Source organism: Providencia sp. PROV004 (assembly GCF_011045615.1).
GTDB classification, from domain to species: Bacteria; Pseudomonadota; Gammaproteobacteria; order Enterobacterales; family Enterobacteriaceae; genus Providencia; species Providencia rettgeri.
The window spans coordinates 4405691-4426721 of sequence record NZ_CP042859.1; the positions used below are offsets into that span (position 1 = coordinate 4405691).

The following is a 21031-nucleotide window of genomic DNA, read 5'->3' on the forward strand; positions in this document are numbered from 1 at the left end:
CTTAGAGTACTTCAGGTGCCAGAGAGATAATTTTCATAAACTTCTCATTACGAAGTTCACGAGTTACCGGCCCAAAAATACGCGTACCGATTACTTGCTCGCTGTTATTATTTAATAACACACAAGCATTACCATCGAAGCGAATGACAGAACCGTCAGGGCGACGTACACCCTTCTTGGTGCGCACCACTACCGCTTTCAGGACATCACCCTTTTTAACTTTACCGCGTGGAATTGCTTCTTTAACAGTAATTTTAATGATGTCGCCTACATGTGCATAGCGACGGTGCGAGCCACCTAGAACCTTGATACACATTACGCGACGTGCACCGGAGTTGTCGGCCACGTTCAGCATAGTCTGTTCTTGGATCATTTTAGTGCTCCGCTAAATGTCAACTACTACTGAGCCACCTCATTATGAAGAGGCCGTTCAAATATACCCATACTACGAGGGCGCGGCATTATAACACCACATCATCGTGTTGGACAGAAAAAAATAAACGGCTCAATCAAAAAGAGCCGTTTATTCATCAAGAAAAGTTATTCTATTACAGAACAGCTTTTTCTACAACGCGAACTAAGGCCCAAGACTTAGTCTTAGACAGTGGACGAGTTTGGCGGATTTCTACCACGTCACCGATTCCACATTCATTGTTCTCGTCATGTACGTGCAATTTAGTCGTACGACGGATGAATTTACCATACAGAGGGTGTTTCACCATACGCTCGATAGCAACAACAATAGATTTCTCCATTTTATCGCTAACTACACGACCTTGCAGAGTACGGATTTTATCGCTCATTACGCACCTGCCTTCTCAGTCAGTAAAGTCTTCACACGTGCGATATCGCGACGCACTTGTTTCAACAGATGAGACTGTTGCAGCTGACCACTTGCAGCCTGCATACGTAAATTAAATTGTTCACGTAACAGGTTCAAAAGTTCAGCATTCAGCTCTTCAACGCTTTTTTCGCGCAGCTCTTGTGCTTTCATTACATCACCGTCTTAGTTACAAAGGTGGTTTTGATAGGCAGTTTCGCTGCTGCCAGAGAGAATGCCTCACGAGCCAGCTCTTCAGGCACACCGTCCATTTCGTACAGTACTTTACCAGGCTGGATTAAGGCAACCCAATATTCTACGTTACCTTTACCTTTACCCATACGAACTTCGAGTGGTTTCTCAGTGATTGGTTTGTCTGGGAACACACGGATCCAGATTTTACCTTGACGCTTAATAGCACGGGTCATAGCACGACGTGCCGCTTCGATCTGACGTGCAGTCAGACGACCACGGCCAACAGCTTTAAGACCGAAAGTGCCGAAGCTAACATCCGTACCTTGCGCTAGACCACGGTTGCGGCCTTTGTGCACCTTACGGAATTTTGTACGCTTTGGTTGTAACATCAGCGACTCTCCTTACTTGCGGCCTTTACGCTGCTGCTTTTTAGGTTGAGCAGCTGGTTTCTCAGCTTGTTCAACAGCAGCCATACCACCCAGAATCTCACCTTTGAAGATCCATACCTTAACGCCGAGAACACCGTAAGTGGTGTGCGCTTCTGAAGTGTTGTAATCGATATCAGCACGTAATGTGTGCAGTGGCACACGGCCTTCACGATACCACTCGGTACGAGCGATTTCAGCACCGCCTAAACGGCCACTGACTTCAACTTTAATACCTTTAGCGCCCAGACGCATTGCGTTCTGTACTGCACGCTTCATAGCACGACGGAACATAACACGACGTTCCAGCTGTGAAGAAATGCTGTCAGCAACTAATTTAGCGTCTAGTTCTGGTTTACGAACTTCGGCGATATTGATTTGCGCAGGAACACCAGCGATATCCGCTACTGTTTTACGCAGTTTTTCAACGTCTTCACCTTTCTTACCGATAACGATACCTGGGCGAGCAGTGTGAATAGTCACACGGATGCTTTTCGCAGGACGTTCGATAACGATGCGAGAGATTGACGCTTTTGCCAATTCTTTATTCAAGTACTGGCGTACTTTAAAATCGCTGTCTAGGTTGTCAGCGAATTCATTGGTGTTCGCATACCAAGTAGAGTTCCAAGGTTTGACAATACCCAGGCGAATACCATTAGGATGTACTTTCTGACCCATTGCTAGTCTCCAGAGTCTCAGCGATCGGACACAACCACAGTAATGTGGCTGGTGCGCTTAAGAATACGATCTGCACGGCCTTTCGCACGCGGCATGATGCGTTTCATGGTTGGACCTTCGTCTACGAAAATTTTCGCAACTTTCAGGTCATCAATGTCAGCGCCATCGTTTTGCTCTGCGTTAGCAATTGCAGATTCAAGTACTTTCTTCACTAAACCAGCAGCTTTCTTGTTGGTGTAGGTCAGAATTTCCAGAGCTTGCGACACTTTCTTACCGCGAATCAGGTCGGCAACTAAGCGAACCTTCTGGGCAGAAGAACGAGCGTGGCGATGCATAGCTAAAGTTTCCATCTCTTCCTCCTATCCTTAACGTTTCTTAGCTTTCTTATCTGCCGCGTGGCCGCGATAAGTGCGAGTCGGTGCGAATTCACCCAGTTTGTGACCAACCATTTCGTCGGTTACGAAAACTGGAACATGCTGACGACCATTATGGACAGCGATGGTCAATCCGATCATATTAGGAAAGATCGTTGAACGACGGGACCAAGTCTTAAGAGGCTTCTTGTCTCCGCTTTCCACCGCTTTCTCTACCTTCTTCAGCAAGTGCAGGTCAATAAAAGGACCTTTCTTGAGAGAACGTGGCATGGTTTATCCTCTAATTATTTTTTAGAACGATGACGTACGATGAATTGATCAGTACGCTTGTTGCTACGAGTTTTCTTACCTTTGGTTTGAACGCCCCATGGTGTTACTGGGTGTTTACCAAAGTTACGGCCTTCACCACCACCATGTGGATGGTCAACTGGGTTCATCGCAGTACCGCGAACGGTAGGACGAATACCACGCCAGCGGCTAGCACCAGCTTTACCGAGAACACGTAACATATGTTCAGCGTTACCAACTTCACCAAGAGTTGCACGGCAATCAGCTAAAACTTTACGCATTTCACCAGAACGTAAACGTAATGAGACATAAGCGCCATCACGAGCAACGATTTGAGCGTAAGTACCTGCTGAACGCGCTAACTGTCCACCTTTACCTGGTTTCAGTTCGATATTATGAACTGTAGAACCAACAGGGATATTGCGCATCGGCAGTGCATTACCAGCTTTGATTGCTGAATCAACACCAGATTGAATCTGGTCACCAGCTTTCAAGCCTTTTGGTGCAAGAATATAACGACGTTCACCGTCTTTATATAGAACCAGTGCAATGTTCGCAGAACGATTTGGATCATATTCCAAACGCTCAACAACTGCAGGAATACCATCTTTGTTGCGTTTAAAGTCAACTAAACGATAATGCTGCTTATGGCCACCACCGATGTGACGGGTAGTGATACGGCCATTGTTGTTACGACCACCGGATTTGCTGTTTTTTTCTAACAGCGGAGCATAAGGCTTACCCTTATGCAGCTCAGGGTTAACCACTTTAACTACGTGGCGACGGCCCGGAGACGTAGGTTTACATTTAACAACTGCCATTGTTCTTTACTCCTCCGACTTACTCAGCACCGCTAATGAAGTCCAAATTTTGGCCTTCTTTCAGCGTGACGTAAGCTTTTTTCCAGTCGCTACGACGACCGAAACGCTGACCGTGGCGTTTAGTTTTGCCTTTAACCAGCAAAGTGTTAACACCTTCAACTTCGACTTCAAACAGTTTCTGTACAGCAGCTTTGATTTCTGCTTTAGTCGCGTCTTTCGCAACTTTGAGAACGATGGTATTGCTTTTTTCCATCGCTGTAGAAGCTTTTTCAGATACATGCGGCGCGCGCAGTACTTTCAGCAGACGTTCTTCACGGATCATGCCAGCATCTCCTCAACTTGCTTCACAGCATCAGCAGTCATAACCACTTTGTCGAAGGCGATCAGGCTAACTGGGTCAATACCTGCTGCATCACGAACGTCAACCTTATACAGGTTACGTGCTGCTAAAAACAGATTTTCATCTAATTCAGCAGTGATGATCAGAACATCTTCCAGAGCCATATCTTTCAGTTTCTGTGCCAGCAACTTAGTTTTAGGTGCTTCAACAGAGAACTTCTCGACAACGATCAGACGATCTTGACGTACCAACTCAGAGAGGATGCTTTTTAAAGCACCACGGTACATCTTCTTATTAACTTTTTGACTGTGGTCCTGTGGTTTAGCTGCGAAGCTAACACCACCAGAGCGCCAAATTGGGCTCTTTACTGAACCAGAACGTGCACGGCCAGTACCTTTTTGACGCCATGGTTTTTTACCTGAACCAGAAACTTCAGCACGAGTTTTCTGAGCACGAGTACCTTGACGAGCACCAGCTGCATACGCAACAACTACTTGGTGAACAAGCGCTTCATTGAAATCACGCCCGAAGGTAGTTTCGGAAACAGTCAGCGCGCTTTGCGCGTCTTTCATTACCAATTCCATTCCTATCTCCTCGACGTTAAGCCTTGACAGCCGGTTTTACGATCAGGTTGCTACCAGTTGCTCCTGGAACAGCACCTTTGACCAGCAGCAGGTTGCGCTCAGCGTCAACACGTACTACATCTAAGCTTTGAACAGTTACACGTTCATTACCCAGTTGGCCTGCCATTTTCTTGCCTTTAAACACTTTGCCCGGAGTCTGGTTTTGACCGATAGAACCCGGAACACGGTGAGACAAGGAGTTACCGTGAGTAGCATCTTGAGTACGGAAATTCCAGCGCTTAACTGTGCCGGCAAAACCTTTACCTTTAGATGTACCAGTAACGTCGACTTTTTTAACGTCAGCGAAAATTTCAACGCTAATGCTTTGACCTACTGTGTATTCTGCACTGTCTTCAATACGGAATTCACGTAGGATACGGCCAGCTTCGACGCCAGCTTTAGCGAAATGACCTGCTTCAGGCTTAGTTACACGGTTAGCTTTTTTGCTCCCGGTAGTAACCTGAATTGCATTATAACCGTCAGTTTCTGCAGTTTTAACCTGAGTAACACGGTTATTTTCAATTTCGATAACAGTTACAGGTATAGAAACGCCATCTTCAGTGAAGATACGAGTCATACCGACTTTCTTACCGACTAAACCTTTCATTGTTTCAACCTCTCAATCGTTCGACGACCTGATTAACCCAGGCTGATCTGCACGTCAACGCCGGCAGCCAGGTCCAGACGCATCAGAGCATCAACGGTCTTTTCGGTTGGCTCAACGATGTCAACCAGACGCTTGTGAGTGCGAATTTCGTACTGATCACGCGCATCTTTGTTAACGTGCGGAGAAATCAGAACGGTAAAACGCTCTTTACGTGTCGGCAGCGGGATAGGACCACGAACTTGCGCACCAGTGCGCTTAGCAGTCTCTACGATTTCCGCAGTTGATTGATCGATTAAACGATGATCAAAAGCTTTCAGGCGGATACGGATTCTTTGGTTCTGCATGAGACCAGAGCTCCAACTATTTTATAAACGTAAATGATTACTCCTCGTACCCATTTCGATTGATGGGAGAGTGTAATCGTTCTTGATGTAACTTCCAAATCGGAAGTATTGTCTAAATGAGCAACAAATCGTTGACTCAATACTGAGATTTCAGTCCTAAAATATAGGGCTTACTCATCAGTAAGCCCGCGCATTATACGTAAATTATAGGGAAACACAAGTAATCGAGGAAAATATGTGCATTTTTTTTGAAGAGACTCATCAAAAAGCCTCTCAGACTTAGGAAGTGAAGTGACTGAGAGGCTTTTAATACAAGTTTACTTAGCAAATAGCTATGTAAATACTAAATTACTCTTCTCTAACTTGCGCTTGAAGATAGTTTTGAATTCCTAAGCGAGTAATTAGTTCTAATTGCGTTTCTATCCAATCAATATGGTTTTCTTCATCTGCTAAGATTTCAATCATCAGGTCTCGACTAACGTAGTCATGAACCGAATCTGCGTATTTAATAGCTTCTTTTAGGTTTTTCGCCCCATCGATTTCAAGCTGCAAATCTGACTTCAGCATTTCTTCAACATCTTCGCCAATATTTAACTTACCAAGATCTTGTAGGTTAGGAATACCTTCGAGAAAAAGAATTCGCTCTATATATTTGTCCGCGTGCTTCATTTCATCAATTGATTCGTGATATTCCATCTCATTGAGGCGTGTAAGTCCCCAATTTTTAAACATACGAGCATGCAAAAAATATTGGTTGATTGCAACTAACTCATTGCCCAGTAGTTTATTTAGGTGGGCTATCATTTTTTTATCACCTTTCATTGCTACCCTCCATCGCTTCCAGTCTTTTAAGTGTAGTACTGAAATTGATGTTAGTGTAATTTTTACGCAATGTATTTAAACCAAAAGTGATAAATTTGGTGGGAATAATTTGAATGGTATAAGATACTATGCAACCTCAGGGGCACACGCATCCTCAAAAATCATTTGCTCTTCATATAAAATCGCCTTTGTCTGCCTAATGCATTTCCCGCATTCTAAGCCTACAGGCAAAATTTGTCGTAGCCCTTTCAGTGAGGTTACTTGATACTTTCTTGCAGCATTTCTGATTTGTTTATCAGTAATCGCTTCACAAAGACAAATGTACATGGTGCTTACCTGTATAAATCACATACAGATAGTTTAAATAAAAATGATTTGCATTTCAATTATCATTCAAAATGATTTACAAAGATCATTTATTACAAATAAGTTTGTTACATGAACAATTTAAATCAAAAGAATAGATTACGGACAAGATAAGTAATTTTGTTTATGACAACAAAAAAGGGCACCTAATAAGGTGCCCCTCTTTAAAACTAAATGAAGCTATGTATTATGCAATGATTTTTGCAACAACACCCGCACCTACAGTACGGCCACCTTCACGGATTGCGAAACGTAAACCGTCGTCCATCGCGATTGGGTGGATCAGGGTAACGATCATGTTGATGTTATCACCTGGCATTACCATCTCTACGCCTTCTGGCAGTTCGATAGTACCGGTTACGTCAGTTGTACGGAAGTAGAACTGTGGACGGTAACCTTTGAAGAATGGAGTGTGACGACCACCTTCATCTTTGCTCAGAATATAAACTTCTGATTCGAATTTAGTGTGTGGCTTGATTGAACCTGGTTTTGCCAGTACTTGACCACGTTGAATTTCTTCACGTTTAGTACCACGCAGCAGAACACCTACGTTCTCACCCGCACGACCTTCGTCCAGCAGTTTACGGAACATTTCAACGCCAGTACAAGTTGTTTTAACCGTGTCTTGAATACCAACGATTTCAACTTCTTCACCAACTTTGATAATACCACGCTCAACACGGCCTGTTACTACTGTACCACGACCTGAGATTGAGAATACGTCTTCGATTGGCAGCAGGAATGGCTTGTCAATTGCACGCTCTGGCTCTGGAATGTAAGTATCCAGGTGGCCTGCTAATTCAACAATTTTCGCTTCCCACTCTGGGTTGCCTTCCAGCGCTTTCAGAGCTGAACCACGAACAACTGGAGTGTCGTCGCCTGGGAAATCGTATTGAGACAGAAGTTCACGAACTTCCATTTCAACTAATTCTAACAGCTCTTCGTCGTCTACCATGTCACATTTGTTCAGGAACACGATGATGTAAGGAACACCTACTTGGCGACCTAACAGGATGTGCTCACGAGTTTGTGGCATTGGGCCATCAGTCGCAGCAACAACCAGGATTGCACCGTCCATCTGTGCAGCACCAGTGATCATGTTTTTAACATAGTCGGCGTGTCCTGGGCAGTCTACGTGTGCGTAGTGGCGAGTTGGAGTATCGTATTCTACGTGTGAAGTAGAGATAGTGATACCACGCGCTTTTTCTTCTGGTGCGTTATCGATTTGGTCGAATGCACGAGCAGAACCGCCGTAAGTTTTAGCCAGAACAGTAGTGATAGCTGCTGTCAGAGTAGTTTTACCGTGGTCAACGTGGCCGATAGTACCAACGTTAACGTGCGGTTTTGAACGTTCAAATTTTTCTTTAGACATTAGATTGTCCCTCTAAGACACGGAATCGGTGGTTAAACCACATCAACCAAGCAAGAATTTATTTCGCTTGTTTTTTTCAGGAGACAAATCAGGGAGATTAGTGAGAACATAAGGGAAGTGGTGCTGATAGGCAGATTCGAACTGCCGACCTCACCCTTACCAAGGGTGTGCTCTACCAACTGAGCCATATCAGCACATCTTGGAGCGGGCAGCGGGAATCGAACCCGCATCATCAGCTTGGAAGGCTGAGGTAATAGCCATTATACGATGCCCGCAATGAACTCGGCTACCTGAGTTATCAGCTGTTAAACTGTTCCTCAAAATTTTCTCTTAAGAAAATTTCTTGGAGATGGTGGTGGGAGAAGGATTCGAACCTTCGAAGTCTGTGACGGCAGATTTACAGTCTGCTCCCTTTGGCCGCTTGGGTATCCCACCTATCCAAATTGTTAATGGTGCCGGCACCAAGAGTCGAACTCGGGACCTACTGATTACAAGTCAGTTGCTCTACCAACTGAGCTATGCCGGCATCAAGTGCTGCGCATTCTAGGTAGAGTCGGCGCAGGTTGCAACAAAAAAATTAATTTTTTTGTTTGTTCGCTCACATTTTGTTCGCTTTTGGGCTTTTTGTTGATTTTTTAACTATTTTAAGCTTAAAACATCAACAGCAGCTGTTAACTATAGTCCATTATCATTTGGTCAGTAAAGGGAGAAAGAGGCTTAAAATTTTTAAAATTATTATTTTTTATTCGATATCACAATTTTAGCCTCTCATTTTTAGGTGTTTTTTTCATCACTCAGTATCATTTTTTCTGCCTACATCAAAAAAAACTCATAAAAAATAGAAAAAAACCTACGCCTCCCCACTTTCACTCGCTATGATGCTAGCAAATTTTATGGATACGGGTGTTTAGGCAACCTGTCCAACCTGCATAAAATAGGCAGATGTTGGTTTATGAAAAAGAAAGAAAATTTTATTACTACGCCATACTTAGAGTTTGATAGAGAACACTGGGCAACGTTACGTGATTCAGTTCCACTTACATTAACATCGAGTGAACTTCTAGAGTTAAAAGGGATTAACGAAGAACTCTCTATGGAAGATGTTATAGAGATTTATCTACCTTTATCGCGTTTATTGAATTTTTATATCAGCTCAAACTTGCGTCGTCAGGCTGTCCTAGAGCAATTCCTTGGAACTAATGGCGCAAAAGTGCCTTATATTATTGGTATAGCAGGTAGTGTAGCTGTTGGTAAGAGTACAACTGCACGTTTACTACAAGCACTACTCACTCGTTGGCCAGAACACCGTAAAGTTGACTTGATTACAACTGATGGTTTCTTACATCCTAATCAAGTATTAAAAGATAGGAATATCATGAAGAAAAAAGGGTTTCCGCAATCTTATGATATGCGAAAACTCGTTAACTTCGTGTCGCAAATAAAGTCAGGTGCACGTAACGTTAAGGCTCCTGTTTATTCACATTTAACGTATGATATCGTTCCTGACCAAGAACAAATCATTGATCAACCTGATATTTTAATACTTGAAGGGCTGAATGTCTTACAAAGTGATATGGATTACCCGCAAGATCCTCATCATGTCTTTGTATCTGATTTTGTTGATTTTTCCATTTATGTCGATGCTGCACCTGAATTATTAAAACAATGGTATATCGGTCGGTTTCTTAAATTTAGGCAAGGTGCATTCTCAGATCCTGATTCTTATTTCCATAGCTACTCTAAATTAAGTGAAGATGAAGCTATTAATATTGCAGGGTCTATTTGGGATGAAATTAATGGATTAAATCTTGAAGAAAATATATTACCAACGAAGGAAAGAGCCAGTTTAATTATGACTAAAGGTGAGAACCATACTATTCAGAGTGTTAGATTAAGAAAATAATTATTTATATTGGCCGGCTTATCTCCGGCCAATAATATATCACTCGTTTAGCCTTAAGGATATTTCCCCTCCAATATAGGGAATTATTTCTCCATTATCCTTTTGTAGTAATAATGCACCTTGATCATTAACGCCACGCTCAATACCTGATATTACATCATTACCTATCAATAACTTAACATACCTGTTCAGAAAATTATCTAGTTTAAACCATCGCTCTAAAAATGGTTTTAGTCCTTCGTGTTCAAATATAACTAAAGATTCTCTTAATGACTTAATAATATTAGCAGATAATTCATTACGCTCTATATTTTCAACCTCATCTCTTAGTGATGACCATTCTTGTGTTATTGATTTTGAACTTTCAATATTGTTATTATTCATTCCAATGTTAATACCAACACCAATAATAATATGAGCTGCATCTCCTGTTTTACCAGTTAATTCAACAAGAATTCCTGCAAGTTTTTTATCATTCATATACAGGTCATTAGGCCACTTTACTTTCACTTTTTCTTGACTAATTCTATTTAAAACTTCAGCAATTACGATGCCCACAACCAGACTTAGTCCCACTGCTGCTGCTGGGCCTTGTTCTAATCTCCAATACATTGAAAGATATAGATTACAACCAAATGGAGATATCCACTGACGCCCTCTTCTACCACGTCCAGCACTTTGATATTCGGCTAAGCAAGTATCTCCTGATTTAAGCTCAGCAATACGCTCTAACATATATTGGTTTGTTGAATCGATCACTGGCTCAACAATAATATTCACATCATCAATTTGCTTTTTAATGGCTTCTTCACTTAATAAATTGATTTGATATGGAAGCTTATAGCCTTTGCCAGCTATTGTTTCTATATTTAATCCCCAAGAGCGCAATGTTTTGATATGTTTATTAATTGCAGATCTTGTCATTCCTAATTGTTCACCGAGTTGCTCCCCCGAATGGACCTGAGCATCAGCTAAGATATCAATTAGCTGTAAAGGAATATTAGTTTCTTTCATCGAATATAATCCATTGCATTAACTTCTCCCACTCGACCGATAAACCTTACTTCTGGCTCTAAAATAATATCAAAGCGCTTTGCTACCGTTTGGCTCACATATTTCGCCAAGTTAGCAATATCTTGCCCTGTTGCGTGCTGTTTATTAATTAATACCAACGCCTGTTGGGTGTGAACAGCTGCGCCACCTATTTGATGACCTTTTAAACCGCACTGGTCAATTAACCAACCTGCGGCTAATTTAACACTACCATCTGCTTGTTCATATTGAGGGCAATTAGGATAAGCTATTTTTATGGCCTGTGCCTTTTCTGCTGAAATAACAGGATTTTTAAAGAAACTACCCGCATTGCCCGTTACTGTTGGGTCAGGTAATTTGCTTCTACGTGTTTGGCATACCGAATTAAATACTTGCTCTGGTGTTACTGTATTGGGATCAAGTTGAGCAAGATCTCCATACATAAGCTTAGGAACCCATTCTTTAGCTAATTTTAACCCAACACTGATGATGACATAGCCATATTGATACTCATGCTTAAAAATACTATCACGATAGCCAAATTGGCACTCTGAAGCTGTTAGTCGTATTACTCTGCCTGTTTCAAGGGAAAGCACATCAACATACTCACATATATCTTTCAGCTCTATACCATAAGCACCTATATTTTGAATGGGTGCAGAACCCACACAACCCGGGATTAATGCTAAATTTTCTGCACCACAAATACCTTTACTCAATAATGTTTCAAGTAATTGATGCCAATTTTCACCTGCTTGAGTATGAACATACCAATAACTGTTATCTTCTGTTATTTCTATTCCCTTAAGCTGATTAATAATTACAACACCTTCAAAGTCTGCAACAAATAGAACATTACTTCCCCCCCCTAATAATAATACTGGGAGTTGCTGATTTTTAGCCTCGACCCATTGTTGGAGTAAAGATTCTTGGTTATCCACAAAAACAATTGATAATGCTTTTGCTTGAATGCCAAAGCTATTAAATGATTTAAGTTCAGACGTTAGGTTCATTACAGCCTTCAGTACAAATAAAACTAGGATAGGATAAGTCTATCAGGCTGGATTAAGAGTGAATAGCAAGATTAGGAAAATAAGATAATTAGTGAGAATTGCGCTATTAATAGAATGCAAAAAGCCACCCAATGGGTGGCTTCTTTATATTTAAAACCTAGCAGTTCCCTACTCTCACATGGGGAGACCCCACACTACCATCGGCGCTACGGCGTTTCACTACTGAGTTCGGCATGGGGTCAGGTGGGACCACCGCGCTATTGCCGCTAGGTAAATTCTTTTTAAATGCCGATTATATGGTGCTGATACCCAGATTCGAACTGGGGACCTCACCCTTACCAAGGGTGTGCTCTACCAACTGAGCCATATCAGCAATATGGTGCGGTCAGTCAGTACTGACACAACCTTAAAATTGAATGTCTGGCAGTTCCCTACTCTCACATGGGGAGACCCCACACTACCATCGGCGCTACGGCGTTTCACTGCTGAGTTCGGCATGGGGTCAGGTGGGACCACCGCGCTATTGCCGCCAGACAAATTCTGTGTGTTCCCGTTTAATCTCACTTTCGTGCACTAAACCAGAACATCAATCTCGAACAAGCTGCTGTGTCCTTCACCTCTCGGCTTCTCACGCTTATTGAATCAACATAATCTCTCTAAAACACCTTCGGTGTTGTCAGGTTAAGCCTCACGGTTCATTAGTATTGGTTAGCTCAACGTATCGCTACGCTTACACACCCAACCTATCAACGTCTTAGTCTTAAACGTTCCTTTAGGACCCTTAAAGAGTCAGGGAAGACTCATCTCAAGGCAAGTTTCCCGCTTAGATGCTTTCAGCGGTTATCTCTTCCGCACTTAGCTACCGGGCAATGCCATTGGCATGACAACCCGAACACCAGTGGTGCGTCCACTCCGGTCCTCTCGTACTAGGAGCAGCCCCTTTCAATCTTCCAACGCCCACGGCAGATAGGGACCGAACTGTCTCACGACGTTCTAAACCCAGCTCGCGTACCACTTTAAACGGCGAACAGCCGTACCCTTGGGACCTACTTCAGCCCCAGGATGTGATGAGCCGACATCGAGGTGCCAAACACCGCCGTCGATATGAACTCTTGGGCGGTATCAGCCTGTTATCCCCGGAGTACCTTTTATCCGTTGAGCGATGGCCCTTCCATTCAGAACCACCGGATCACTAAGACCTACTTTCGTACCTGCTCGAGCCGTCACTCTCGCAGTCAAGCTGGCTTATGCCTTTGCACTAACCGCATGATGTCCGACCATGCTTAGCCAACCTTCGTGCTCCTCCGTTACTCTTTGGGAGGAGACCGCCCCAGTCAAACTACCCACCAGACACTGTCCGCACCCCGGATAACGGGGCTACGTTAGAACATCAAACATTAAAGGGTGGTATTTCAAGGTTGGCTCCATGCAGACTGGCGTCCACACTTCAAAGCCTCCCACCTATCCTACACATCAAGGCTCAATGTTCAGTGTCAAGCTATAGTAAAGGTTCACGGGGTCTTTCCGTCTTGCCGCGGGTACACTGCATCTTCACAGCGAGTTCAATTTCACTGAGTCTCGGGTGGAGACAGCCTGGCCATCATTACGCCATTCGTGCAGGTCGGAACTTACCCGACAAGGAATTTCGCTACCTTAGGACCGTTATAGTTACGGCCGCCGTTTACTGGGGCTTCGATCAAGAGCTTCTCCTTACGGATAACCCCATCAATTAACCTTCCAGCACCGGGCAGGCGTCACACCGTATACGTCCACTTTCGTGTTTGCACAGTGCTGTGTTTTTAATAAACAGTTGCAGCCAGCTGGTATCTGCGACTGGCTTCAGCTCCATCCGCGAGGGACTTCACCTAGCGCCAGCGTGCCTTCTCCCGAAGTTACGGCACCATTTTGCCTAGTTCCTTCACCCGAGTTCTCTCAAGCGCCTGAGTATTCTCTACCTGACCACCTGTGTCGGTTTGGGGTACGATTAATGATAATCTAGAGCTTAGAGGCTTTTCCTGGAAGCGGGGCATGAGCTACTTCATCACCGTAGTGACTCGTCATCGGACCTCAGCATGTAGTGAACCGGATTTGCCTAATTCACCTGCCTACATCCTTAAACCGGGACAACCGTCGCCCGGATAGCCTAGCCTTCTCCGTCCCCCCATCGCAATTATCACCAGTACGGGAATATTAACCCGTTTCCCATCGACTACGCATTTCTGCCTCGCCTTAGGGGTCGACTCACCCTGCCCCGATTAACGTTGGACAGGAACCCTTGGTCTTCCGGCGTGCGGGTTTTTCACCCGCATTATCGTTACTTATGTCAGCATTCGCACTTCTGATACCTCCAGCATACCTCGCAGTACACCTTCACAGGCTTACAGAACGCTCCCCTACCCAACAATATTTACATATCGCTGCCGCAGCTTCGGTGCATAGTTTAGCCCCGTTACATCTTCCGCGCAGGCCGACTCGACCAGTGAGCTATTACGCTTTCTTTAAATGATGGCTGCTTCTAAGCCAACATCCTGGCTGTCTGAGCCTTCCCACTTCGTTTCCCACTTAACTATGACTTTGGGACCTTAGCTGGCGGTCTGGGTTGTTTCCCTCTTCACGACGAACGTTAGCACCCGCCGTGTGTCTCCCGTGATAACATTCTTCGGTATTCGTAGTTTGCATCGAGTTGGTAAGTCGGGATGACCCCCTAGTCGAAACAGTGCTCTACCCCCGAAGATGAGTTCACGAGGCGCTACCTAAATAGCTTTCGGGGAGAACCAGCTATCTCCCGGTTTGATTGGCCTTTCACCCCCAGCCACAAGTCATCCGCTAATTTTTCAACATTAGTCGGTTCGGTCCTCCAGTTAGTGTTACCCAACCTTCAACCTGCCCATGGCTAGATCACCGGGTTTCGGGTCTATACCCTGCAACTCATTCGCCCAGTTAAGACTCGGTTTCCCTACGGCTCCCCTATACGGTTAACCTTGCTACAGAATATAAGTCGCTGACCCATTATACAAAAGGTACGCAGTCACCCCACCCCAAAGCACATTCACTGCTTGTTTTGTGTGTTGGGCGTCGCAAAAAACGCTCCGCCAACGCGTGTTGAATGTCACTTTAAAGTTGTCCTCAACACCAGAAAATGCTTTGGTGGTGGGGCTCCCACTGCTTGTACGTACACGGTTTCAGGTTCTATTTCACTCCCCTCGCCGGGGTTCTTTTCGCCTTTCCCTCACGGTACTGGTTCACTATCGGTCAATCAGGAGTATTTAGCCTTGGAGGATGGTCCCCCCATATTCAGACAGGATAACACGTGTCCCGCCCTACTCGTCGAGTTCACAACACTAACACCTTCGGATACGGGGCTATCACCCTTTACTGCCGGCCTTTCCAGACCGTTCTCCTGATGCTAATGCTGATTAAGACTCTGGGCTGCTCCCCGTTCGCTCGCCGCTACTAGGGGAATCTCGGTTGATTTCTTTTCCTCGGGGTACTGAGATGTTTCAGTTCCCCCGGTTCGCTTCGTTTGACTATGTATTCATCAAACGATAGTGCAACGAATTGCACTGGGTTTCCCCATTCGGAAATCGTCGGTTATCACGGTTCATATCACCTTACCGACGCTTATCGCAGATTAGCACGTCCTTCATCGCCTCTGATTGCCTAGGCATCCACCGTGTACGCTTAGTCGCTTAACCTCACAACCCGAAGGTGTCTTTTATGTCAGTCGATACAAAACCCGACGGCTTCGTGTCTGTTGACAACATCTTCAAGTTGAGATTTTTGAGAGACTCTCACATTGTTTAAGCGATAAACAATGTGCGTTGTTTTCAATTTTCAGCTTGTTCCAGATTGTTAAAGAGCATAATTGTTAAACCAACTATTTACATAATTGGCTTAATCATTATTGGGGACATCGTCTTTCACTCGACATCGGCGCAATTGGCGTCCCCTAGGGGATTCGAACCCCTGTTACCGCCGTGAAAGGGCGGTGTCCTAGGCCTCTAGACGAAGGGGACACGAAAATTCAATTGCAAAACACCGTTTTGCTATTTTCATGTAAGTCTTATCCTCTCGAATAAGTCTCCCACGTAAAGCCATTGCTCTACTTTCTATCAGACAATCTGTGTGAGCACTTCACAAAAACACTTCAATGGTAAGGAGGTGATCCAACCGCAGGTTCCCCTACGGTTACCTTGTTACGACTTCACCCCAGTCATGAATCACAAAGTGGTAAGCGCCCTCCCGAAGGTTAAGCTACCTACTTCTTTTGCAACCCACTCCCATGGTGTGACGGGCGGTGTGTACAAGGCCCGGGAACGTATTCACCGTAGCATTCTGATCTACGATTACTAGCGATTCCGACTTCATGGAGTCGAGTTGCAGACTCCAATCCGGACTACGACGCACTTTATGAGTTCCGCTTGCTCTCGCGAGGTCGCTTCTCTTTGTATACGCCATTGTAGCACGTGTGTAGCCCTACTCGTAAGGGCCATGATGACTTGACGTCATCCCCACCTTCCTCCGGTTTATCACCGGCAGTCTCCTTTGAGTTCCCGACCGAATCGCTGGCAACAAAGGATAAGGGTTGCGCTCGTTGCGGGACTTAACCCAACATTTCACAACACGAGCTGACGACAGCCATGCAGCACCTGTCTCAGAGTTCCCGAAGGCACCAAAGCATCTCTGCTAAGTTCTCTGGATGTCAAGAGTAGGTAAGGTTCTTCGCGTTGCATCGAATTAAACCACATGCTCCACCGCTTGTGCGGGCCCCCGTCAATTCATTTGAGTTTTAACCTTGCGGCCGTACTCCCCAGGCGGTCGATTTAACGCGTTAGCTCCGAAAGCCACTCCTCAAGGGAACAACCTTCAAATCGACATCGTTTACAGCGTGGACTACCAGGGTATCTAATCCTGTTTGCTCCCCACGCTTTCGCACCTGAGCGTCAGTCTTTGTCCAGGGGGCCGCCTTCGCCACCGGTATTCCTCCACATCTCTACGCATTTCACCGCTACACATGGAATTCTACCCCCCTCTACAAGACTCTAGCTGACCAGTCTTAGATGCCATTCCCAGGTTAAGCCCGGGGATTTCACATCTAACTTAATCAACCGCCTGCGTGCGCTTTACGCCCAGTAATTCCGATTAACGCTTGCACCCTCCGTATTACCGCGGCTGCTGGCACGGAGTTAGCCGGTGCTTCTTCTGTCGGTAACGTCAATCGTTGATGATATTAGCATCAACGCCTTCCTCCCGACTGAAAGTACTTTACAACCCTAGGGCCTTCTTCATACACGCGGCATGGCTGCATCAGGCTTGCGCCCATTGTGCAATATTCCCCACTGCTGCCTCCCGTAGGAGTCTGGGCCGTGTCTCAGTCCCAGTGTGGCTGATCATCCTCTCAGACCAGCTAGGGATCGTCGCCTAGGTGAGCCATTACCTCACCTACTAGCTAATCCCATATGGGTTCATCCGATAGCGCAAGGACCGAAGTTCCCCTGCTTTGCTCCTGAGAGATTATGCGGTATTAGCTACCGTTTCCAGTAGTTATCCCCCTCTATCGGGCAGATCCCCATACATTACTCACCCGTCCGCCGCTCGTCAGCGAGAAGCAAGCTTCCCCTGTTACCGCTCGACTTGCATGTGTTAGGCCTGCCGCCAGCGTTCAATCTGAGCCATGATCAAACTCTTCAATTAAAAAGCTTGATGCTCAAAGAATGTTTACTGTCGTTTGATTTCCGAAGAAACCAAATTACCTATTAGTTCATATATATGAATTAACGTGTTAGTCACTCTTCAAGACTTAAAATCAAATATTTTTTTGATAGTGTCCTGTGAGTGCCCACACAGATTGTCTGATAAATTGTTAAAGAGCGTTGCGACTAAATCTTTTGATTTTCGACTTCGAGGTCGTTGTCGCGAGGAGGCGTATAATACGTTTTCCTCCGTGAGAGTCAAGCAATTTTTTGCTTTTTCTTTTCAGAATCTCTCGCTGCCGTTTCAGTGTTCACCGCGCTTTGCGTTGTCTTGTTCCCGGTCAGTGGTGGCGCATTATAGGGAGTCAGAAAAATCTGGCAACCCTTTTTTTCATATTTTTTTTCGTTCGCTCAGCTTTCCATCAAATTTAACTTAAATAGCTAGTTTTTGCAGCGTTTTGAACCCTTCGGCTTCGAGAACTGGTTGTAATCCTTTTACGTTGTCATCCATTAATAAGCAATATGCGAAGTTTTCCTCATCTGAATTGATGATTTCAGCTTGATTATTAATGAGCCAAATAGTTCTTCTGGCGATTGCAGAACCTGAATCAATGAATCGAGTTCCATCTGGTAGCACTTTTTCGAGTTCTTCTATTAATAAAGGAAAATGCGTGCAACCCAAAATAACGGTATCAGGCGGCTCTGGCATTCGAATCCATGGCCTAACAGTTTGAGCGACTTCATCGAGTGGTAAGGTTTCCCCATGTAACTTTCTTTCTGCGAGTTGAACTAATTCCGCAGAACCGAGGGAAATCACTTTACAGTCTGTAGCAAACCGTTCGATCAGCTCTTTGGTGTATTCACGGTTTACAGTGCCTTTCGTCGCCAATAAACCCACCACGCCATTACGCGTTAACTTAGTTGCGGGTTTAATGGCTGGAACAACCCCAACAACTGGGAACGTAAAATGTGCTCTCAAATTAGGGAGGCTGACCGTACTTGCGGTATTACACGCAATAATCACAATAGTTAAAGGATGCTTTGCAGCAATTACATTTACGATTTGATAGACCCTATCAATAATAAACTCTTCACTTTTTTCACCATAAGGGAAGGCTTCATTGTCGAATGCATAGATATAGTGGGCATTCGGGATCATTTTTTTGACTTCACGATAGACAGATAACCCGCCCACTCCAGAGTCAAACACTAGAATGGTCGGGCGAACAGATAGGGTGTTATCAGAAGTTGTAGCTTCCAGTGAGGAAATATTCTCTTCCAGCGGTGCGATAACCATACGCGGTCTCATAGTCTTTATCGAACATATTAGCTATTTTACCACGAATTGTGAGATGTGAAGTGATTGGATACGCAGCTGTGAGATCCCAAAGGCTAACGCCGCCGAGTTTTAGGCTTTCTGACTTACCATTCTCATAATAAGCAGTATCATGTCGTGAGCCGATATATTGATAGGTCAAGCCCATATCTAGTTTTTCTACATTCCAATCTAACTGATACTTAACTTGTTGCTGAGCACGGCGTGCCAATACTTGATTGGTATCTTTATTACGTGGATCGATATATTGATAGGTAAATTGATGGTGGAACATCCACGTTTCAAACTCCCCAACCCATTCCACACCTTTAATTTCAGCCTTACCAATGTTTTCATAAGTATTGAACTGCGCGCCTGATTTATAGGCGATTAAATTATCAATATCATTATGGTATGCATTGATTTGCCAGAATAAAGGACCTGTTGTGCCTTCTAAACCAATTTCCCATTGCTGGCTTTCTTCAGGTTTTAAGTTTGGGTTTCCTTTCATTTTCCATGAAGGGTTATCTACATATAACTGATTTAAATTAGGCGCTTTGTAGGCAGTAGCATAAGAACCAACCAGTTTATAGCCATCATAAAATTCCCAACTTAGCCCAGACTGCCACGTTGTATGCCAGTCAAATTCTGAGTGGTGGTCGGAACGTATAGCAGCTTCTGCAATCACTGAGTCTATTAGTGCGTATTGCCCTGTAAGATAGATACCAGTGTTGTTAACAGTTTCTGTTTTGCTCGTCTTTGTATAACCACCAGGCTCGACACTTTGACGTTGATAATCAACACCAATGCTGAGGTTACCTTTACCAAATTGGTAATTGTTGCCCCATTGTAGATTATACTGTTTCGACTCATCCAAATTAGAATATTGCCCGTATTGGCCGTATCTTGGATCATAATTATAATCTTTGGAGTGACTATAACTTCCTAGAAGTGAGGTTGAATAATTACCTTGATGATATTTCAGACCTGTTTCATAAGTTCGACTTGAGAACTTACGCGTATCAACAAGGTAATGCTCCATATTTGTATAATCAGTGTCATAGCTACCATCATAATCCGTGCGGTTATCATAGCCATAGCCACGGGCATAAGCCGAAATATTCGGGGAAAATTGATGTTCAATTCCCAACCATAGGGTTTTATTCAAGAAACCATCTTTATCTGGTTGGCGATATCCATCTGGGTAATTCCCCGTGCTTCCCCTTGCCTCTACATCAAAGCCTGTCGTATGCGTATAAGCCGCAGCGGCAGTTACCGTTGTATTTTCACCAATTTTTTGCTGAGTCGAACCGTTATAGTTTTGGTAACTGTGTGAGCCAATACCTGCATTTAAAGTTATGCCATCGTTATCACGGCGAGTGATAATATTCACCACACCACCTACCGCATCTGAACCATAAACCGCAGAGCGGGCGCCGCGAATATATTCAATGCGTTGTACCAGTGAGATAGGAATTTGGCTCATATCAGAAGAGCCAGAAATACCCGCTTGATTCAAACGAACACCATCAATCAGCACTAAAACATGGCGTGACTCTGTACCACGTATAAATAAGGAGCTTTGTTGACCCATACCACCATTTTGTGCGATATCCACTCCCGGTAGGCGTCTTAATACATCTATCACAGTGTTGGATTGCCAATGATCGATATCTTCACGAGTGACCACTGTCACTGGCGCTAATATAGAAGAGATAGGTTGTTCAAAGCGGTTCGCGGACACAACCACTTGATCAGTTTTATTATTTGCACTTGCCAAAGAAGAAGTAGCGCACAATACAGCCAGCGCAGCGGCCGATAACGGCAGCGACTTTTTATTATTCATTATGATTACACTCGGAAAATCAATTCAATTAACGTTCCGCGAGGTTGAATATAGATTCGCGCAGATATTCAACGAAGCGATTGGAAGCGTGGCAGGTATCGGACTTATAAAGTAACAAGTTGGATTTCTATATATGAAATAAAAACGATATATA

20 protein-coding genes, 6 tRNA genes and 4 rRNA genes are annotated in these 21031 nt (G+C 44.3%); 1 reads left to right on the plus strand and 29 read right to left on the minus strand.

All coding sequences use genetic code 11. The features are described 5' to 3' along the window. Window position 1: 1 nt before the first annotated feature. The 19 genes from rplN to FVA69_RS20495 all read right to left on the minus strand — a co-directional run bounded on the left by rplN (window position 2) and on the right by FVA69_RS20495 (window position 8601). On the minus strand, window positions 2-373 hold the full coding sequence (rplN, locus tag FVA69_RS20405) for a 50S ribosomal protein L14 (protein ID WP_004265449.1): 372 nt from the start codon (window positions 371-373) through the stop codon (window positions 2-4). A 175-nt stretch (window positions 374-548) separates the two neighbouring features. Continuing rightward, entirely contained in the window at window positions 549-803 is a 255-nt protein-coding gene (rpsQ, locus tag FVA69_RS20410; protein WP_004265446.1) for a 30S ribosomal protein S17, read from the minus strand. Next, entirely contained in the window at window positions 803-994 is a 192-nt protein-coding gene (gene rpmC / locus FVA69_RS20415) for a 50S ribosomal protein L29 (protein ID WP_004265442.1), read from the minus strand. The genes rpsQ and rpmC overlap by 1 nt, the downstream gene beginning before the upstream one ends. After that, window positions 994-1404, minus strand: coding sequence for a 50S ribosomal protein L16 (gene rplP / locus FVA69_RS20420; RefSeq protein WP_004265436.1), 411 nt, complete (start codon window positions 1402-1404; stop codon window positions 994-996). The genes rpmC and rplP overlap by 1 nt, the downstream gene beginning before the upstream one ends. 12 nt (window positions 1405-1416) lie before the next feature. Then, window positions 1417-2118 carry a 30S ribosomal protein S3 gene (gene rpsC / locus FVA69_RS20425; RefSeq protein WP_004907131.1) on the minus strand — a complete coding sequence of 234 codons (702 nt, stop codon included), beginning with the start codon at window positions 2116-2118 and terminating at the stop codon, window positions 1417-1419. A gap of 17 nt (window positions 2119-2135) precedes the next feature. Next, window positions 2136-2468 (minus strand): 50S ribosomal protein L22, encoded by a 333-nt coding sequence (rplV, locus tag FVA69_RS20430; RefSeq protein ID WP_004265430.1) that lies wholly within the window; start codon window positions 2466-2468, stop codon window positions 2136-2138. Window positions 2469-2483: 15 nt separating this feature from the next. Then, window positions 2484-2762 carry a 30S ribosomal protein S19 gene (gene rpsS / locus FVA69_RS20435; protein WP_004265426.1) on the minus strand — a complete coding sequence of 93 codons (279 nt, stop codon included), beginning with the start codon at window positions 2760-2762 and terminating at the stop codon, window positions 2484-2486. Window positions 2763-2776: 14 nt separating this feature from the next. After that, a complete protein-coding gene (rplB, locus tag FVA69_RS20440) occupies window positions 2777-3601 on the minus strand; it encodes a 50S ribosomal protein L2 (protein WP_004907128.1) in 825 nt (274 codons plus the stop codon). A gap of 19 nt (window positions 3602-3620) precedes the next feature. Then, the gene (gene rplW / locus FVA69_RS20445; protein ID WP_004265420.1) at window positions 3621-3923 is read right to left on the minus strand and encodes a 50S ribosomal protein L23; all 303 of its coding nucleotides are present in this window, start codon (window positions 3921-3923) and stop codon (window positions 3621-3623) included. Then, on the minus strand, window positions 3920-4525 hold the full coding sequence (gene rplD / locus FVA69_RS20450; protein ID WP_004265418.1) for a 50S ribosomal protein L4: 606 nt from the start codon (window positions 4523-4525) through the stop codon (window positions 3920-3922). The genes rplW and rplD overlap by 4 nt, the downstream gene beginning before the upstream one ends. 16 nt (window positions 4526-4541) lie before the next feature. After that, entirely contained in the window at window positions 4542-5171 is a 630-nt protein-coding gene (gene rplC / locus FVA69_RS20455) for a 50S ribosomal protein L3 (RefSeq protein WP_004265414.1), read from the minus strand. 32 nt (window positions 5172-5203) lie between these two features. Then, entirely contained in the window at window positions 5204-5515 is a 312-nt protein-coding gene (gene rpsJ / locus FVA69_RS20460) for a 30S ribosomal protein S10 (protein ID WP_001181005.1), read from the minus strand. 348 nt (window positions 5516-5863) lie between these two features. Further along, window positions 5864-6337 carry a bacterioferritin gene (gene bfr / locus FVA69_RS20465; RefSeq protein WP_004907125.1) on the minus strand — a complete coding sequence of 158 codons (474 nt, stop codon included), beginning with the start codon at window positions 6335-6337 and terminating at the stop codon, window positions 5864-5866. Window positions 6338-6463: 126 nt separating this feature from the next. Next, window positions 6464-6664, minus strand: coding sequence for a bacterioferritin-associated ferredoxin (bfd, locus tag FVA69_RS20470; RefSeq protein WP_109913262.1), 201 nt, complete (start codon window positions 6662-6664; stop codon window positions 6464-6466). Window positions 6665-6890: 226 nt separating this feature from the next. Next, window positions 6891-8075 carry an elongation factor Tu gene (gene tuf / locus FVA69_RS20475; protein ID WP_004264373.1) on the minus strand — a complete coding sequence of 395 codons (1185 nt, stop codon included), beginning with the start codon at window positions 8073-8075 and terminating at the stop codon, window positions 6891-6893. 118 nt (window positions 8076-8193) lie between these two features. Continuing rightward, a tRNA-Thr gene (locus FVA69_RS20480) sits at window positions 8194-8269 on the minus strand. A gap of 6 nt (window positions 8270-8275) precedes the next feature. Then, window positions 8276-8350: transfer RNA gene (locus FVA69_RS20485), tRNA-Gly, on the minus strand. Window positions 8351-8425: 75 nt separating this feature from the next. After that, window positions 8426-8510, minus strand: a tRNA-Tyr gene (locus tag FVA69_RS20490). 15 nt (window positions 8511-8525) lie between these two features. After that, window positions 8526-8601 (minus strand) — tRNA-Thr (locus FVA69_RS20495). 426 nt (window positions 8602-9027) lie between these two features. Here FVA69_RS20495 and coaA point away from each other — a divergent pair. Beyond that, a complete protein-coding gene (coaA, locus tag FVA69_RS20500) occupies window positions 9028-9978 on the plus strand; it encodes a type I pantothenate kinase (RefSeq protein WP_109913348.1) in 951 nt (316 codons plus the stop codon). Between the two features lie 39 nt (window positions 9979-10017). Here the strand turns inward: coaA and birA are convergent, their stop codons facing one another. From birA to btuB, 10 genes are all read right to left on the minus strand, one after another. Next, window positions 10018-10992: a bifunctional biotin--[acetyl-CoA-carboxylase] ligase/biotin operon repressor BirA gene (gene birA, locus FVA69_RS20505; RefSeq protein ID WP_164529261.1), complete on the minus strand. Its 975-nt coding sequence runs from the start codon at window positions 10990-10992 to the stop codon at window positions 10018-10020. After that, window positions 10989-12023, minus strand: coding sequence for a UDP-N-acetylmuramate dehydrogenase (gene murB, locus FVA69_RS20510; RefSeq protein ID WP_109913346.1), 1035 nt, complete (start codon window positions 12021-12023; stop codon window positions 10989-10991). Before murB ends, birA begins: the two co-directional genes overlap by 4 nt. A 155-nt stretch (window positions 12024-12178) precedes the next feature. Continuing rightward, window positions 12179-12294: ribosomal RNA gene (gene rrf, locus FVA69_RS20515) — 5S ribosomal RNA — on the minus strand. A 26-nt stretch (window positions 12295-12320) separates the two neighbouring features. Next, window positions 12321-12396: transfer RNA gene (locus FVA69_RS20520), tRNA-Thr, on the minus strand. Window positions 12397-12441: 45 nt separating this feature from the next. Continuing rightward, window positions 12442-12557: ribosomal RNA gene (gene rrf, locus FVA69_RS20525) — 5S ribosomal RNA — on the minus strand. Between the two features lie 143 nt (window positions 12558-12700). Beyond that, window positions 12701-15718 (minus strand): 23S ribosomal RNA (locus FVA69_RS20530). Window positions 15719-15963: 245 nt separating this feature from the next. Next, window positions 15964-16039: transfer RNA gene (locus FVA69_RS20535), tRNA-Glu, on the minus strand. A 138-nt stretch (window positions 16040-16177) separates the two neighbouring features. Then, a 16S ribosomal RNA gene (locus FVA69_RS20540) occupies window positions 16178-17717 on the minus strand. Together the 16S, 23S and 5S rRNA genes with 2 tRNA genes alongside form the textbook arrangement of a ribosomal RNA operon. Window positions 17718-18149: 432 nt before the next feature. Then, entirely contained in the window at window positions 18150-19013 is an 864-nt protein-coding gene (gene murI, locus FVA69_RS20545; RefSeq protein WP_004907112.1) for a glutamate racemase, read from the minus strand. After that, window positions 18958-20877 carry a TonB-dependent vitamin B12 receptor BtuB gene (gene btuB / locus FVA69_RS20550; protein ID WP_164529262.1) on the minus strand — a complete coding sequence of 640 codons (1920 nt, stop codon included), beginning with the start codon at window positions 20875-20877 and terminating at the stop codon, window positions 18958-18960. The genes murI and btuB overlap by 56 nt, the downstream gene beginning before the upstream one ends. Window positions 20878-21031 lie beyond the last annotated feature (154 nt).

Coding starts and splice junctions, on each gene's coding strand:
- rplN (WP_004265449.1), bottom strand. CDS start 373: ATGATCCAAGAACAGACTATGCTGAACGTGGCCGACAACTCCGGTGCA.
- rpsQ (WP_004265446.1), bottom strand. CDS start 803: ATGAGCGATAAAATCCGTACTCTGCAAGGTCGTGTAGTTAGCGATAAA.
- rpmC (WP_004265442.1), bottom strand. CDS start 994: ATGAAAGCACAAGAGCTGCGCGAAAAAAGCGTTGAAGAGCTGAATGCT.
- rplP (WP_004265436.1), bottom strand. CDS start 1,404: ATGTTACAACCAAAGCGTACAAAATTCCGTAAGGTGCACAAAGGCCGC.
- rpsC (WP_004907131.1), bottom strand. CDS start 2,118: ATGGGTCAGAAAGTACATCCTAATGGTATTCGCCTGGGTATTGTCAAA.
- rplV (WP_004265430.1), bottom strand. CDS start 2,468: ATGGAAACTTTAGCTATGCATCGCCACGCTCGTTCTTCTGCCCAGAAG.
- rpsS (WP_004265426.1), bottom strand. CDS start 2,762: ATGCCACGTTCTCTCAAGAAAGGTCCTTTTATTGACCTGCACTTGCTG.
- rplB (WP_004907128.1), bottom strand. CDS start 3,601: ATGGCAGTTGTTAAATGTAAACCTACGTCTCCGGGCCGTCGCCACGTA.
- rplW (WP_004265420.1), bottom strand. CDS start 3,923: ATGATCCGTGAAGAACGTCTGCTGAAAGTACTGCGCGCGCCGCATGTA.
- rplD (WP_004265418.1), bottom strand. CDS start 4,525: ATGGAATTGGTAATGAAAGACGCGCAAAGCGCGCTGACTGTTTCCGAA.
- rplC (WP_004265414.1), bottom strand. CDS start 5,171: ATGAAAGGTTTAGTCGGTAAGAAAGTCGGTATGACTCGTATCTTCACT.
- rpsJ (WP_001181005.1), bottom strand. CDS start 5,515: ATGCAGAACCAAAGAATCCGTATCCGCCTGAAAGCTTTTGATCATCGT.
- bfr (WP_004907125.1), bottom strand. CDS start 6,337: ATGAAAGGTGATAAAAAAATGATAGCCCACCTAAATAAACTACTGGGC.
- bfd (WP_109913262.1), bottom strand. CDS start 6,664: ATGTACATTTGTCTTTGTGAAGCGATTACTGATAAACAAATCAGAAAT.
- tuf (WP_004264373.1), bottom strand. CDS start 8,075: ATGTCTAAAGAAAAATTTGAACGTTCAAAACCGCACGTTAACGTTGGT.
- coaA (WP_109913348.1), top strand. CDS start 9,028: ATGAAAAAGAAAGAAAATTTTATTACTACGCCATACTTAGAGTTTGAT.
- birA (WP_164529261.1), bottom strand. CDS start 10,992: ATGAAAGAAACTAATATTCCTTTACAGCTAATTGATATCTTAGCTGAT.
- murB (WP_109913346.1), bottom strand. CDS start 12,023: ATGAACCTAACGTCTGAACTTAAATCATTTAATAGCTTTGGCATTCAA.
- murI (WP_004907112.1), bottom strand. CDS start 19,013: ATGGTTATCGCACCGCTGGAAGAGAATATTTCCTCACTGGAAGCTACA.
- btuB (WP_164529262.1), bottom strand. CDS start 20,877: ATGAATAATAAAAAGTCGCTGCCGTTATCGGCCGCTGCGCTGGCTGTA.